The following is a 15,064-nucleotide window of genomic DNA, read 5'->3' as shown; positions in this document are numbered from 1 at the left end:
TCCTGGGCGCGCCCCCTGATTCACGTCCAACGATGATTTCTGCACCCTCCATAAGCGGTGCTGATGCGGTGGCATGCTGTCCGGCATGGACCCGCACCTGCTGCGCACCTATGTCACCGTGGCCCGGCTCGCCTCCTTCTCCGAGGCCGCCCGCACCCTGGGCTACACCCAGTCGGCGGTGTCCCAGCACATCGCCGCGTTGGAACAGGACCTCGGCGCCCCGCTGCTCACCCGCCGCCCCGTCGCCCCCACGGCGGCCGGGGGACGGCTCCTGGAACACGCGGGCCCGCTGCTGCTGCGCCTGGACGCCGCCCGCGCGGACGTGGCCCGGATGGCGGCGGCACCCGAGGCGGGGCTCACCCTCGCCGCCGCGCCGACCGCGCTCGGGCCCGCGGTCCTGGCCGCGCTCCCGGCGTCGGGCGTCACCCTGCGGGTGCTCGCGCGGGACGCCGTGCCCGCCGCCGTCGCCACCGGCACCGCCGACCTCGGCCTCGTCGACGGTCTGGCCGCGCCCAGCGATCCGCTGCGGCTGCCCGACGTGGCGCCGCTCAGCACGCACGGCGTCGCCGAGGAACCCGTCTGCGTCCTGCTGCCGGACACCCATCCGCTGGCCCGCCGCGCCGGAGTGCGCCTCGGCGACCTGGCCGACGCCCGCTGGCTGGACGCCCCCGACGCCGGGCTGCCGCTGGCCCAGCTCAGGGCCGCGCACGCGGGGGGCTTCCGGGGCGCGCTGCGCTATGAGGGCACGGATGTGCGCGCCCTGACCGCGCTGGCCGCCGCGGGCCACGGGCTGACGGTGCTGCCGCGCACGGCGGCCAGCGGGGTGCCGGGCGCCGTCGCGGTGCCGGTCGTGGAGCCGAGGCTCGTGCACCGGACGGAACTGGTGTGCGCGGGGGCACCGAGGGGAGCGGCGGGGGTGCTGGCGGGCGTGCTGCTCGGTTGTCGGTGAGTTGCGGTCAGGGCTGAGTGGCGGCGGGGGTGCTGGCGGGCGTGCTGCTCGGTTGTCGGTGAGTTGCGGTCAGGGCCGCCGTTCCGCTCCTGACCGCGCGTCAGTCTCACTCGTTCGTGGCTCGTTGTGCGCCGGTGCGCGGGGTAGTGCATCAGCCGGAGGCGATCCATGGAACAGACTGCGCTGCGTCCCAAGCCGATGCCCGGTCAGGAGCCCGGCTCGGGCCCCGTCGACCGCACCGGCACGGCCCGGCGCCCGCATGCCGCGCGGCGGCGTGGGCGGCGGCTGACGACCCTGATCTTCGGGCTGTTCGTCGGCACGGTCCTGGTGCTGTCCGGCGTCGGCCTGGGCACGGTGGGCGCCACGGTGATCGGCATGAGCAAGCTCGCGGACATCAAGGGCCAGCCGGGGGCGCCAGGGGCGCCAGGGGCGCCGGGGGCCGCTCCAGGCCGGGGGCCGGGCGCCTCGAGTGGGGCGCCGTCCCCGTCCGGCTCCCCGTCCCCGTCCGCGTCCTCCGCCGGGCCGCCGCCGTCCTCGCGCGCGCTCGCCGCGCCCGCGTCCGCCCGCGCGACCCTCGGCCTGGAGGTCGTGGACGCCGAGAAGTCCGGCGCCCTCGTCGTCGGCGTCCACGTCCCCGGACCCGGGCACACGGCGGGCCTGGTCCGGGGCGACGTACTGCTCACCTTCGACGGCGAGCGCGTCGACTCGGCGGCCGACCTCGTCCAGGCGGTCGCGGGGGCGCGGCCCGGGGCGGACGTGGTGCTGACCGTGCGGCACGTGAGCGGGGGATACCAGCAGCTGACGGTGCGGCCGGGGGTCGTCGTCTGAGCCGTGTGACCTCCTGGACGCGGGCCCCGCGCGGCTCTACTCGCAAACCGGCTCGCGTCGCCCCTCAGGTGCGGGCAGGATGCTGACCGTAGTCTCTTCGCGCCGATCCAGGGAGGCCCGGATGACCGGCATCGCGCCCGCGCCCTTCACCGCCGACACCTACCGGGCCCGTATGGAGCGTGCCGCGCGGACGGCGGCCGACGTGGGGCTCGCGGGGCTGCTGGTGGCCCCGGGCCCCGACCTGGTGTGGCTCACCGGGTACGCGCCGCCCGCCGTCACCGAGCGGCTCACCCTGCTCGTGCTGGCCGCCGGGCGGACGCCCACGCTCGTCGTGCCCACGCTGGAGGCCCCCGACGCGGCCAAGGCAGCGGGCGCGCCGGTGCTGACCCTGCGCGACTGGACCGACGGCGTCGACCCCTACGCCGCGACCGCCGACCTGCTCGGCGTGAGCGGCCGGTTCGGCATCAGCGACAACGCCTGGGCGATGCACCTGCTGGGCCTCCAGCAGGCGATGCCGGGCACCTCGTACGCCTCCCTCACCGAGGCGCTGCCCATGCTGCGGGCCGTCAAGGACGGCGCGGAACTGGAACTGATGGCGGCCGCGGGCGCGGCGGCGGACGCGACGTTCGAGGAGATCCGGAAGGTGCCCTTCAGTGGCCGCCGGGAGTCCGAGGTCGCCGCCGACCTCGCCGAACTGCTCCGCCGCTTCGGCCACAGCCAGGTCGACTTCACGATCGTCGCCTCCGGCCCGAACGGCGCCAACCCGCACCACGAGGCCGGTGACCGCGTGCTGCGCCACGGCGACATGGTCGTCCTGGACTTCGGCGGCCTGCGCGACGGCTACGGCTCCGACACCTCCCGCACGGTCCACGTCGGCGAACCCACCGACGAGGAGCGCCGGGTCCACGACCTCGTGCGCGAGGCCCAGGAGGCCGGTGTCCGCGCGGTGCGGCCCGGCGTGGCCTGCCAGGAGGTCGACCGGGCGGCCCGCGCGGTCATCACCGACGCCGGGTACGGCGAGTACTTCATCCACCGCACCGGGCACGGCATCGGCGTCACCACCCACGAGCCGCCGTACATGATCGAGGGCGAGGAACTGCCCCTGGTGCCCGGCATGTGCTTCTCCGTGGAGCCGGGCGTCTACCTGCCCGGCCGCTTCGGTGTGCGCATCGAGGACATCGTGGCCGTCACCGAGGACGGCGCCCGCCGCCTCAACGACACGACGCGCGAGCTGGTGATAGTGGACTGACCCGCCGCCCCCGCAAGCCCCGGCCTCCCCTGACCTCCCCTTCTTTCCCCGAACGACAGCGGCACGACCATGACCCAGGCACCGACACCCACCGCGGACACCGTCCGCCGACTGCTCCACACCCTCCTCAAGGACACCGGGGCAGCCACGTCCGGTGCGGGTAGCGCCGCCGGGCCCGAGGTCCGGCCGGTCGCCGCGACCGGCGCGTACTCCACGTGGTGGGTCGGCACCCGGCAGGTGCTGCGGCTCGCCCCCGACCGCGAAGCCGCCGTCCGCCAGCGCCGCGAGCTGCGGCTGCGCGACCTGGTCCGGCCGCAGCTGCCGGTCGCGGTGCCGACCAGCGTGGCGTACGGGGAGTGGGCGCCCGGTCTGACGTACACGCTGGACAGCAAGGTGCCGGGCGGCTCCGCCGAGGGGCACGAGGTGTCCGCGGTCGGCGAGGCCGACCTGGCCGGGCTGCTCACGGGGCTGCGCGCGGTGCCGGTGCGGCAGGCGGAGCTGCTCGGCGTCCCCCGGGTCGCCCCGCGGTCCCTGGAGGCGCTGCGCCGGGCCGCCGTACGGGCCGCCGAGCGCCTCGCCGAGGCCGACGAGTTCGACGCCGCCCGGCTGCACCAGCTCACGCCGCCCGCCGCCGTGCAGCTCGCCGCGCCGCCCGGTGGCGCCGTGCTGGTCCACCACGGGCTGGCCGACGACCACCTCGTGGTCAGCGCCGACGGGCGGGTGCGGGGCGTCCTCGGCTGGACCGACGCCGTCGTCGGGGACCCGGCCGAGGACATCGCCGGGCTCGCCCTCGCCGTCGGTGCCCCCGCCGCCGTGCGCGCGGCCACCCTCGCCGGGTACGGCGCCCGGCCCTGTCTGCGCGGCCTGTGGCTGGCCCGCTGCGACGCCGTCACCGACCTCGCCGACCGGCTCTCCGGCCGGGGTGACGCCCCGCTGCCGCTGCTGCGGACCCGGCTGCGCCGGGCCTGGGAGGCGATCCTCCTCGAGCGGGTCACGGAGGAGCTGCGGGACGAGGCCCCGTAACCGAGGGACGAGGCCTGGTAACCGCGGGACGAGGCCCCGTAACCGAGGGACGAGGCCACGTAAGCCGCTGCAGAAGGCTCCTACGGCTGTACGAGCACCACGCACGACTCCCCGGGCACCCGCAGCCCGCCCTCCGCGTCCGGCGGCTCCACCGGCTCCCACGCGGCGAGCACCCGCGCCGGGCGGGCGCCCAGCGGGATCGCGGCCGGTTCCTTCGCGAGGTTGACGGCCACGCACACGTCCCCGCGCCGGAAGGCCAGCCAGCGCGCCTCCTCGTCGTAGGCCACCTTGACCTCCCCGAGGCCGGGATCGGTCAGGTCGGGCTGGTCGCGGCGCAGGGCGATCAGCTCCCGGTACCAGGCCAGCACGCGCGCGTGCGGCTCCTGCCGCGGCTCGGACCAGTCCAGGCAGGACCGCTCGCGGGTGGCCGGGTCCTGCGGGTCGGGCACGTCCTCCTCGGCCCAGCCGTGCGCGGCGAACTCCCGCCGCCTGCCCCGCCGTACCGCCTCGGCCAGTTCCGGGTCGGTGTGGTCGGTGAAGAACTGCCAGGGCGTGCCCGCCGCCCACTCCTCGCCCATGAACAGCATCGGCGTGAACGGCCCGGTCAGCGTCAGCGCCGCCGCGCAGGCCAGCAGCCCGGGGGAGACCAGGGCGGCCAGCCGGTCGCCCTGCGCGCGGTTGCCGACCTGGTCGTGGGTCTGGCTGTAGCCGAGGAGGCGGTGCCCGGCCACCCGGGCGCGGTCCAGCGGGCGCCCGTGGTGCCGCCCGCGGAACGACGAGTAGGTGCCGTCGTGGAAATAGCCGCCCGTGAGCGTCTTGGCGACGGCCGCCAGGGGCTCGCGGGCGAAGTCCGCGTAGTAGCCCTGGGACTCGCCCGTCAGCGCGGCGTGCAGGGCGTGGTGGAAGTCGTCGCTCCACTGCGCGTGCAGCCCCATGCCGTGCTCCTCGCGGGGCGCGATCAGCCGGGGGTCGTTCAGCTCGGTCTCGGCGACCAGGAACAGCGGTCTGCCCGTGTCGGCGGCGAGCGCGTCCACGGCCGTCGACAGCTCCTCCAGGAAGTGGCACGCGCGCGTGTCGACCAGCGTGTGCACCGCGTCCAGCCGCAGCCCGTCGATCCGGTAGTCCCGCAGCCAGGCCAGCGCGCTGCCGACCAGATAGTCACGGACCTCGTCCGAGCCGGGCGCGTCCAGGTTGACGGCGGATCCCCAGGGCGTGTGGTGGGTGTCCGTGAAGTAGGGGCCGAAGTAGGGCAGGTAGTTCCCGGACGGACCCAGGTGGTTGTGTACGACGTCCAGGACCACGCCGAGCCCCAGCTCGTGCGCGCGGTCGACGAAACGCTTCAGCGCCTCGGGGCCGCCGTACGGCTCGTGCACGGCCCACAGCGACACCCCCTCGTACCCCCAGCCGTGCCGTCCCGGGAACGGACACAGCGGCATCAACTCGACGTGCGTCACGCCCAGTTCGACGAGATGGCCGAGCCGGTCGGCCGCCGCGTCGAGCGTGCCCTCGCGCGTGTACGTGCCCACGTGCAGCTCGTACAGCACCGAACCCGGCAGCGGGCGGCCGGACCACTCGGCGCGCCAGGTGTAGCGGTCGTGGTCGACGACCGCGCTCAGCCCGTCCGGGCCGTCCGGCTGCCGCCGCGACCGCGGGTCGGGCCGCACGGGCCCGTCGTCCACCGCGAAGCCGTACCGCGAGCCGTCCCGCGCCCGCGCCTCACCCCGCCACCACCCCACTCGCTCCGGATCCGGCTCCATCGCGCCCGCGACGCCCTCGCAATGGAGCGTCACCCGGTCGGCCTGCGGTGCCCACACCTCGAACTGCACGGACGGTTCCCCTTCGTCTGCTCACCGTGATGTAGCCCGTCCATGGTGCGTCAAACGAGATCAATCCGCTTTCGCATATTCCCTTTTGCCGCAGGTGTCGTCAGATGCGGCCGGACACGGGATGCGGCACGCGCGCGTGGCGCCCGCGGTGTCATCCGGTCCCGCGGCCGGTCCACGGCTTTCTGGACACCGGGGGTTCGCTGCCCGACAATCACCAGCGTGACGTCGTCCTTCGAGTTCCCCACGCCCCTCGCGCGGCCGTCCGACGCGGAACGCGACAAAGCGCTGAAGGTGCTGCGTGACGGCGTCGCGATGGGCCGTCTGTCGCACGACACCTTCATCCGGCGCATGGAACTGGCGCTGGCCGCCCGCCGCTCCGACGAACTGGCGGCGCTCACCGCCGACCTGCCCACCGAGGGCCGGGTCTCCCGACTGGTGTTCGGCACCGTCGAGGCGGTCTCCGGCTTCACCGAGCGGCTGCGCCGGACCTGGCAGGCCGAGCGGCTGCCCAAGCTGCTGCTGCCCCACCCGGGCGCCGGTCACCCCCTGCGGATAGGCCGCGACCCCGTCAACGGCCTGCGGCTCACCCATGAGACGGTCTCCCGCGCGCACGCCGAACTCAGCCGCCAGGGCGGCCTGTGGGTGCTGCGCGACCTCGGCTCCACCAACGGTACGACGGTCAACGGCCGCCGGGTCATCGGCGCCGCCGTCGTCCGCGAGGGCGACCAGGTCGGCTTCGGCCAGCTCCAGTTCCGGCTCGCCGCCCACTGATCCGGGGCCGTCGCCCGACCCAAGTCGCGGCCGTCGTCGCGGTGTTGACGTACACCCCAAGTCGTGACTGACTGTGCGTACACCACGCACACCAGGTGAACCGACGGCACCACTTCGTGGAGGTGTGCCCTGCCGCCACTCCTCCGCTATCCGAGCGTCGACGAGCTGGGCGAGCGAGCGGCCGCACTCGTCGCCCGTCATCCGCGCGACGCCCGGCTGCGCCGGGTCGGCACCTCCCGCGCGGGCACGCCCCTGTGGTTGCTGCGCCTCGGCCACGGCACCCGCCAGGCCCTGGTCGTCGCCGGACCGCACGCCAACGAGCCCGTCGGCGGCGCGACCGCCCTGCGGCTCGCCGAGCGGGTGCTCGCCGACCCCGGCCTCGGCGAGGGCGCCGACGCCACCTGGAACCTGCTGCTCTGCCTCGACCCCGACGGCCTGCGCCGCAACGAGAGCTGGCTGGCGGGCCCGTACCTGCTGGACGACTACTTCCGGAAGTTCTTCCGGCCCGCCTTCCTGGAGCAGCCCGAATGGCTGCCGCACGGCGCGGCGGGCGCCGCGCTGCCGGAGACGCGTGCGCTGCTCGCGCTCCAGGACGAACTGAAACCTTTCTTCCAGTGCTCCCTGCACGGCGTCGACGTCGGCGGCGGCTTCGTCGAACTGACCCGTGACCTGCCGGGCCTGGCCCCGCGGATCGAACACACCGCCGCCCGCCTCGGCATCCCGCGCGAGCTGGGCGCCTACGACACCCTGTACTGGCCCTCCCTGGGCCCCGCCGTCTACCGGATCCCCCCGCCGCGCCCCGGCGACCTGGCCGCCGCCATCACCGAGGCCGCCGTCGAGTCGACCTGGTACCACCCGCACCGCTACGGCACCCTCACGGCCGTCGTCGAGGCGCCCATGTGGGGCGTGCGGGCCGTGGAGGACGCCGCGCCACCCGCCGATCCGGACGCGGCACTGCGGACGGTCAGCCGGAACCTGCGCCATGACACACAGTTGCTGAAACGAATCCTCAACCGTCTTCTCCCCTACGTCGCCACCGCCCCGGACGCCGCCCGGCTGCTCGCCCCGGTCGACGACTACCTGCTCGTCTGCCCCGGCCTCGCCGACGCCTGGGACCCCGACACCACCGAGCGGGGCCGCCCGCTGCCGCCGCTCAGCACCGCCCATGTGACCGCCCTGCACATCGCCGGACGACGGCTCGTGCTGCGCACGGCGGGACTGCTGCACCAGCTCGCCAGCGGCGCCGGGCGGGACGCGGCGGCCCTGCTGCCCGAGCTGGACCGGCTCGTCGACGAGTGGTGCGCCGACTACCGCGACGGCTGCGGCGCCCGCTGGATCCCGATCCCCCGTCAGGTGGAGTACCAGACCCGGGTGGTGCTCGCCGCGTTCGAACTGGCCGTACGGGACGCGCGCGAGGGCTCCCGTTCGGGTGAGCCGGGGTGGGGTGCGGAGCCCGCCGTGCCGATGCACTGGGAATGACGTACACCACGACAGCGAACGCGGTGCGCGGCCCCCTGCTGGCGGCGGCCGTCCTCCTCACCCTCTCCGCCGTCCCCGCGCACGCCACGGCCCCGCGGGGCGGGCTCGCGGGCGACTGGCTCTACCTGACCGTCACCAAGGGCAGCGCCCAGTCCGGCGACACGCGCGGGACGCTGCTGCTGTGCGACCCGCCCCAGGGCCACGCGCGCGCGGCCGAGGCCTGCGACCAGCTCGCCGTGGCGGCGGGGGACATCGGGCGGATCCCGCTGCGGGACGGGTACTGCGCGACGGTCTACGCCCCGGTGACCGCGCAGGCGCGCGGGCAGTGGCGCGGGCAGCCGGTGACGTACCGGCAGACGTTCTCGAACCCGTGCGAGCTGGGCGCGCGGACGGGGGCGGTGTTCGCGCTGGACGAGAGCTGAGGGCGGGCGGCCGGGCGGCTACTCCGCCGCCCGTTCCCGGGTGCGCGGCGTCGTGGAGACGACCGTGTGGCTGCTTCGGCCGTTCCCGGGTCCGCAGCGCGTCAGACGACCGGGCGGCTACTCCGCCCGTTCCAGGGCCCGCAGTGCCGCCGCGACGACCGTGTGGGACTGGTGCTCGACCTGGTGCTCCAGGGGCACCCAGCGGGCCTGGAAGCGCTCCGCGAAGGCATCGCTCCAGGTGGCCACCAGGCGTTCGAGGCGCGGTGCCGCGCGGTCCTCGGTCCGGCGCAGGGTCCGCAGCAGCATCGCCGCCGCGCGCAGCGGCAGTCGGCGGGCGAAGGCGTCCACGCTGCCGACGTAGGCGACCGTGTGCCCGGCGGGCGGGGTGTGCGTCCAGTCCGCGGCCAGCCCCGGCACCAGGTCCAGCACCCACCGGGCGGCCCGCGGCAGCGGCCCGTCGAGGAGGTCAAGGCGCGTGCCGACCTCCGCGAGCACCCGCTCCACCTCCCGCGCGTCCCGCCGCAGCCTGCGCGCCAGCTGCCGCAGCGCCGCGGCCGGGGCCGGATGCGGGGCGGGGTCGTTCACCAGGTCGCTCGCCCACATCGGCACCTCGACGACCGCGGTCAGACCGCCGTAGCGGTGCACATGGAACCAGGTGCTGTGCCGCGCGTCGTCCGGCAGGCTCGGATACGGCACGCCCGACTCCGGCCCCGGCATCACGTGCACGCCGGGACCGGACACCGGCCAGCCCGCCGCGTCGGAGGCGCCGGTCTCCACCGGGATGCGCAGCCGGGCCGCCGACCTCGCGAACGGCTCCGCGAGACCGGGGACGTCCTTGGTCAGCTGCACCCAGCTGCCGCCCAGGTCGGTGCCGTGCAGGGTCACCTGGAGGTACGGGCGCAGTTCGTCGATGACGCCGGTCAGGGTCCGGGTCTCGGGCGGCAGCCGGTCCGGCGGGAGCACGGCCGGGGACCACTCGGGCTGCTCGGCGCTCACGGGGCGGTAGAAGCCGAGGTGGTAGTCGAGCAGGCTGCGCGGCGCCGGGGTGCGGTGCAGACTCGCCCCGTCGGGGTCGGCGCACAGCAGGAAGTGCCAGGACGTCCCGGACCGCAGCCCCCGCTCGTGCACGACCCGTTCGGCCAGGGACAGCAGGGTGGGCCCGCCCGTCGGCTCGTTCGCGTGGGCGCCCGCGACCACCAGCACGGCGCGCCGGGAGCGGCCGACCGACAGCAGGTGCAGGGGTCGTCCCGCGCGGGACGCACCGACCTGTCGGAAGGCGCACAGGCCGGGCTGCTCGGCGGCCAACCACCGCGCGGACGCGACGAGTTGGGGGACGGTGGGATAGCGCGGCTCCGGCAGAAGACTCACCCCCGTCTGGCCCAACCGGCTTCGCACCCGCAGTACCCCACGCCCGCCGCGCACTGTCAAGAACACGCCGGGGAGCCTTCCCCGGGCGCCCGGAGGCGCATGGAGCGCCCGGACACCGGGGCGCGGGACGCGCGCTACGGCGGCACGAGCGCCGTCGCGCCCCCTAGGGCCTGTCTGACCATCCCCGCCCGCTCCGCGGCGCCATGCACGCCCTCTCGACGGACCGGGCCCTGACCCACGTACATCCAGTACGTGGGTCAGGGCCCGGCATTCCCCCAAGCTGTTCGAGCAGGGGGGACCCCCAGAGCACGCACCTGACGCCGCTGAGCCGTCCTCCGGGCGACGACGGGAATGGTCAGACAGGCGCTAGCCGTCCGTCTCAGTCCTCGCTCCGCTCCAGCAACGCCACCGGCAGCCCCTCGAAAAGCTCCGCCACGCGCGCGTGCCCGCTGAACTCCCGGCCCGGTGTGAGGACGTCCGTCCAGCGGCCTGGCGGGAGGGGCAGCGAGGTGTCCTGCCACCCGCCCGCCTCCGCCAGCCGCAGGGACAGGCGGGTCACGGCCGTCAGGACCTCACCGGAGCGCACGAAGGCCACGCAGTGGCCCGCGGCGGGGCCCTCGGCCGTCAGCGCGGTGTACGTCGCCGCGTCGCCGAACACCTCGGGGCGCCGCCCGCGCAGCCGCAGCGCGGCCACCGTCACCGCGCCCTTGGCGCCGGTGTCGCCCGGCGGGAAGGAGACCGGGCGCCGGTTGTCCGGGTCCACCAGGGCCCGGTACTCGCCCTCCGTGCCCTGGTACAGGTCCGGCACCCCGGGCATCGTCAGCTGGACCAGGGCGGTGCCCAGCACGTTCGCCCGGACGTGCGGCTCCAGAGCGTCCCGCAGGGCGGCCACAGGGGCGCCCGGGGGACCGCACGGCCCCGCCGCGACGAACGCGGCCACCGCCTCCTCGTACGGCGGCTCCTGCTCGGTCCAGCTGGTGAACAGCCCCGCCTCGCGCACGTGCTTCAGCATCGCCCCCCGGACCCGGTCCGCGTCCGCCGGGCCCAGCCCGAACACCGTCTGCCAGGCCGCCCACGCGAGCTGTGCGTCGGGCACGCCCGCACCGGTGCGGGTGACCTCGGCGAGCACGTCCGCCCACCGCTCGGGACACTCCGTCAGCACGGCCAGGGCGGCCCGGACGTCGGCGCTGCGCTTGGTGTCGTGCGTGGACACCACCGTTCCGCTGACCGGCCAGTCGCGCTGCACGCGCGCGCAGTAGGCGTGGAACTCCTCCGGGGAGAGCGCGGGCCGCCCCGGGTTCCCGCCCACCTCCGTCGCGGACAGCAGCGGCACGTACCGGTAGAACGCCGTGTCCTCCACGGACTTCGCCCGCAGGGCCGACGCCGTCTGCGCGAAGCGGGTACGGAACTCCGTCTGCCCCGGACCGTCCCCGTAGCGCCCGGTCAGCAGCCCGCGCACCACGTCCACCGCCCCGGCCTCCTCGGGCACCACGAAGGCCAGCCGGGCCTCGGCCGCCGCCTCCTCGGTGACGACGGACGCCGCGTCCACCGAGGTGTACGGCCGGTACACCTCCAGGCGGACCAGCAGCTCGCGCAGCGCGGCGTGCAGCGTCCACGGCGCCCGGTCGCGCAGCGCGGGGTCGGGCGAGGTGACACAGAGCCTGCTCGCCACCCGCGTCAGCCGGTCCACCTCGGCGGCCAGCTCGTGCTCGAGGACCCGGTACGCCGCCCGCCGCACCGTCGCCTCCCAGTGCCCGCCCCGGTCCGTCTGCGGGGCCGCGAAGCGCCGGTACTGGCCGAGGAGTTCCCCGGCGCCCGCGGGGTCCGTGAACAGCCCGTCGACGTGCCGCAGGGCGTCGTAGCCGGTGGTGCCCGCGACCGGCCAGGCGGCGGGCAGCCGCTCCCCGTCCGAGAGGATCTTCTCCACGACCGTCCAGCGGCCCCCGGTCGCCTCGTGCAGCCTGAGCAGATACGCGTCCGGGTCGGCGAGCCCGTCGGGGTGGTCGACCCGCAGCCCGTCGAACACTCCGTCGCGCAGCAGCTGGAGGATCTTGCCGTGGGTGGCGTCGAAGACCTCCGGGTCCTCCACCCGTACCCCGATCAGCTCGGAGATGCTGAAGAACCGCCGGTAGTTCAGCTCCGTACGGGCGAGCCGCCACCACACCGGCCGGTACCACTGCGCGTCCAGCAACCGCGGCAGCGGCAGGTCCTCGGTGCCCTCGCGCAGCGGGAAGGCGTGGTCGTAGTAGCGCAGGACGTCCCCGTCGACCTCCAGGGCCCCGATCTCGGCGCCGAGGGGCCCGCCGAGCACCGGCAGCAGCACCTGGCCGTCCTGCGCCTCCCAGTCGATGTCGAACCACCGCGCGTAGGGCGACTTCGGGCCCTCCCGCAGCACCTCCCACAGCGCGCGGTTGTGGCGCGGGACCATCGCCATGTGGTTGGGCACGATGTCCACCACGATGCCGAGCCCGTGCTCCCGCGCGGTCGCCGCGAGCGCGCGCAGTCCGTCCTCCCCGCCCAGCTCGCCCCGCACGCGCGCGTGGTCGACGACGTCGTAGCCGTGCGCCGAGCCCGGCACCGCCTCCAGGACCGGCGAGAGGTGCAGGTGCGACACGCCGAGCGAGGCGAGGTAGGGCACGGCCGCCGCGGCGGCCGCGAACGGGAAGTCCGGCTGGAGCTGAAGCCGGTAGGTGGCCGTGGGCACCACGGGGTCACGTCGCTCAGGTGTCATGCAGAGCTACGTACCCGCCCCGCCGCCTTTCGTGTCATCACTCCCTCCACGTGGCCGATGACAGGGCCCCCGAGCGCGCCGCTCGGCCTCCCCTAGGCGGGCCGCTGGAGCACCGTCAGGCTCCGGTCGACCAGCGTCAGCCGCTCCCCGGCCGCCACCTTCGGGCCCGTGCCCGGCGGCACCCCCTCCGTGCGGGCGGTGTCGACGACGACCTGCCACTGACGGCCGTGGTTGACCGGCACCACGAAGTCCAGCGGCCGGGGCGCGGCGTTGAACATCATGAGGAACGAGTCGTCGGTGATGCGCTCCCCGCGCGCGCCGGGCTCGGAGATCGCGTTGCCGTTCAGGAACACCGTCAGCGCGGACGCCCGCCCCGACTCCCAGTCCCGCTGGGTCATCTCCCGGCCCTCGGGGGTGAACCAGGCGATGTCGGACAGGTCGTCATGGGTGCCCTCCACGGGCCGCCCGTGGAAGAAGCGGCGGCGCCGGAGGACCGGGTGGTCCTTGCGCAGCCACACCATCGCGCGCACGAAGTCCCGCAGCCCCGGCACGTCGATGCCGTCCGGCACCTCCTCCTCGTCACCGTCGCCGGAGGGGGACGGCCACCGCACCCACGCCAGCTCGCTGTCCTGGCAGTAGGCGTTGTTGTTGCCGCGCTGGGTGCGCGCGAACTCATCCCCGTGGCTGATCATCGGCACGCCCTGGGACAGCATCAGCGTCGCGAGGAAGTTGCGCATCTGCCGGGCGCGCAGCGCGAGCACGTCCGGGTCGTCGGTGTCGCCCTCCACCCCGCAGTTCCAGGACCGGTTGTGGCTCTCGCCGTCGCGGTTGTCCTCGCCGTTGGCCTGGTTGTGCTTGTGGTTGTACGACACCAGGTCGTGCAGGGTGAAGCCGTCGTGGCAGGTCACGAAGTTGATGGAGGCGAGCGGGCGGCGCCCGTCGTCCTGGTACAGGTCGGAGGAGCCGGTCAGCCGGGACGCGAACTCGGCGAGCGCGCGCGGCTCGCCCCGCCACAGGTCCCGTACGGTGTCGCGGTACTTGCCGTTCCACTCGGTCCACAGGGGCGGGAAGTTGCCCACCTGGTAGCCGCCCTCGCCCACGTCCCACGGCTCGGCGATCAGCTTCACCTGGGAGACCACCGGGTCCTGCTGCACCAGGTCGAAGAACGACGACAGCCGGTCCACCTCGTGGAACTGCCGGGCCAGGGTGGCCGCGAGGTCGAAGCGGAACCCGTCGACGTGCATCTCGGTGACCCAGTAGCGCAGCGAGTCCATGATCAGCTGGAGGACGTGCGGGGACCGCATGAGCAGCGAGTTCCCGGTGCCGGTGGTGTCCATGTAGTACCGGGGGTCGTCCGCCAGGCGGTAGTACTGCGGGTTGTCCAGACCCCGGAAGGACAGCGTCGGGCCCAGGTGGTTGCCCTCGGCCGTGTGGTTGTAGACGACGTCCAGGATGACCTCGATCCCGGCCTCGTGCAGCGCCCGCACCGCCGACTTGAACTCCAGCACCTGCTGCCCGCGGTCGCCCCAGGAGGCGTAGGCGTTGTGCGGGGCGAAGAAGCCGATGGTGTTGTAGCCCCAGTAGTTGCTCAGGCCCATGTCGACCAGCCGGTGGTCGTTCACGAACTGGTGTACGGGCATCAGCTCCAGGGTGGTCACCCCGAGCCCGGTGAGATGCTCGATGACCGCCGGGTGCGCGAGCGCCGCGTAGGTGCCGCGCAGCTCCTGCGGCAGCCCGGGGTGGCGCATGGTCAGGCCCTTCACATGGGCCTCGTAGATTACCGTCTCGTGGTACTCGGTGCGGGGCCGCCGGTCGTCGCCCCAGTCGAAGTACGGGTTGACCACGACCGACGTCATCGTGTGCGGCGCCGAGTCCAGGTCGTTGCGCCGGTCGGGGGCCCCGAAGTGGTAGCCGTAGACCTCCTCGCCCCACTGGATCTCCCCGCTGATCGCCCGCGCGTACGGATCGAGCAGCAGCTTCGCGGAGTTGCAGCGCAGCCCGCGCTCGGGGGCGTACGGGCCGTGCACGCGGTAGCCGTAGCGCTGTCCCGGCATGACGCCGGGCAGATACGCGTGCCGCACGAACGCGTCGCTCTCCCGCAGCTCCACCGCCGTCTCCGAGCCGTCGTCGTGCAGCAGACACAGCTCTACTCGGTCCGCGCTCTCCGTGAAGACCGCGAAATTGGTACCGGCGCCGTCGTACGTGGCGCCGAGTGGATATGCCTCTCCAGGCCAGACCTGCATGGATACGACTCTTTCAGGTGTGCCGCGCCGCTGGGGGTGCCTTGACCCCGAGTCTCCCCGAAAGTGAGGGAACCACCCCTGCCGCGCGCCCCTCTTACGTGCCGACCAGGCATACGTCGTATGCCGAAACCGTGGGGAACACACGTACTCCCGACAGACCAAGGGGGAGTAGGGG

11 protein-coding genes are annotated in these 15,064 nt (G+C 74.7%); 7 read left to right on the top strand and 4 right to left on the bottom strand.

Annotated elements, in window-relative coordinates:
* Positions 1–85 precede the first annotated feature (85 nt).
* The 4 genes from ACFVQG_RS37750 to ACFVQG_RS37735 all read left to right on the top strand — a co-directional run bounded on the left by ACFVQG_RS37750 (position 86) and on the right by ACFVQG_RS37735 (position 4,049).
* Positions 86–949, top strand: coding sequence for a LysR family transcriptional regulator (locus ACFVQG_RS37750; RefSeq protein ID WP_383392965.1), 864 nt, complete (start codon positions 86–88; stop codon positions 947–949).
* 168 nt (positions 950–1,117) lie between these two features.
* Positions 1,118–1,777, top strand: a complete 660-nt coding sequence (locus ACFVQG_RS37745) for a PDZ domain-containing protein (RefSeq protein WP_383392962.1) — start codon at positions 1,118–1,120, stop codon at positions 1,775–1,777.
* 121 nt (positions 1,778–1,898) lie between these two features.
* A complete protein-coding gene (locus ACFVQG_RS37740; RefSeq protein ID WP_383392959.1) occupies positions 1,899–3,026 on the top strand; it encodes an aminopeptidase P family protein in 1,128 nt (375 codons plus the stop codon).
* Positions 3,027–3,095: 69 nt separating this feature from the next.
* Positions 3,096–4,049: an aminoglycoside phosphotransferase family protein gene (locus ACFVQG_RS37735; RefSeq protein WP_383392957.1), complete on the top strand. Its 954-nt coding sequence runs from the start codon at positions 3,096–3,098 to the stop codon at positions 4,047–4,049.
* Positions 4,050–4,129: 80 nt separating this feature from the next.
* Here ACFVQG_RS37735 and treZ read toward each other — a convergent pair whose 3' ends face one another.
* Positions 4,130–5,875 (bottom strand): malto-oligosyltrehalose trehalohydrolase, encoded by a 1,746-nt coding sequence (gene treZ, locus ACFVQG_RS37730; RefSeq protein WP_383392954.1) that lies wholly within the window; start codon positions 5,873–5,875, stop codon positions 4,130–4,132.
* 219 nt (positions 5,876–6,094) lie between these two features.
* Here treZ and ACFVQG_RS37725 point away from each other — a divergent pair, with 219 nt between their 5' ends.
* From ACFVQG_RS37725 to ACFVQG_RS37715, 3 genes are all read left to right on the top strand, one after another.
* Entirely contained in the window at positions 6,095–6,646 is a 552-nt protein-coding gene (locus tag ACFVQG_RS37725; RefSeq protein WP_383392951.1) for an FHA domain-containing protein, read from the top strand.
* Between the two features lie 129 nt (positions 6,647–6,775).
* Complete coding sequence (locus tag ACFVQG_RS37720) at positions 6,776–8,125, top strand: M14 family zinc carboxypeptidase (protein ID WP_383393033.1); 1,350 nt, start codon at positions 6,776–6,778, stop codon at positions 8,123–8,125.
* On the top strand, positions 8,122–8,547 hold the full coding sequence (locus ACFVQG_RS37715) for an SSI family serine proteinase inhibitor (RefSeq protein ID WP_383392949.1): 426 nt from the start codon (positions 8,122–8,124) through the stop codon (positions 8,545–8,547). Before ACFVQG_RS37720 ends, ACFVQG_RS37715 begins: the two co-directional genes overlap by 4 nt.
* Positions 8,548–8,664: 117 nt before the next feature.
* Here the strand turns inward: ACFVQG_RS37715 and ACFVQG_RS37710 are convergent, their stop codons facing one another.
* The 3 genes from ACFVQG_RS37710 to glgX all read right to left on the bottom strand — a co-directional run bounded on the left by ACFVQG_RS37710 (position 8,665) and on the right by glgX (position 14,889).
* Positions 8,665–9,915, bottom strand: a complete 1,251-nt coding sequence (locus tag ACFVQG_RS37710) for a M14 family zinc carboxypeptidase (protein WP_383392946.1) — start codon at positions 9,913–9,915, stop codon at positions 8,665–8,667.
* 379 nt (positions 9,916–10,294) lie between these two features.
* The gene (gene treY / locus ACFVQG_RS37705; protein WP_383392945.1) at positions 10,295–12,646 is read right to left on the bottom strand and encodes a malto-oligosyltrehalose synthase; all 2,352 of its coding nucleotides are present in this window, start codon (positions 12,644–12,646) and stop codon (positions 10,295–10,297) included.
* Between the two features lie 92 nt (positions 12,647–12,738).
* Complete coding sequence (gene glgX / locus ACFVQG_RS37700; protein ID WP_383392942.1) at positions 12,739–14,889, bottom strand: glycogen debranching protein GlgX; 2,151 nt, start codon at positions 14,887–14,889, stop codon at positions 12,739–12,741.
* Between the last annotated feature and the right edge of the window lie 175 nt (positions 14,890–15,064).

Source organism: Streptomyces sp. NPDC057877 (assembly GCF_042796855.1).
In the GTDB taxonomy this organism is placed as follows: domain Bacteria; phylum Actinomycetota; class Actinomycetes; order Streptomycetales; family Streptomycetaceae; genus Streptomyces.
Note: the sequence above shows the minus strand (reverse complement) of the source record. Positions and strands in the feature narration are given on the sequence as shown.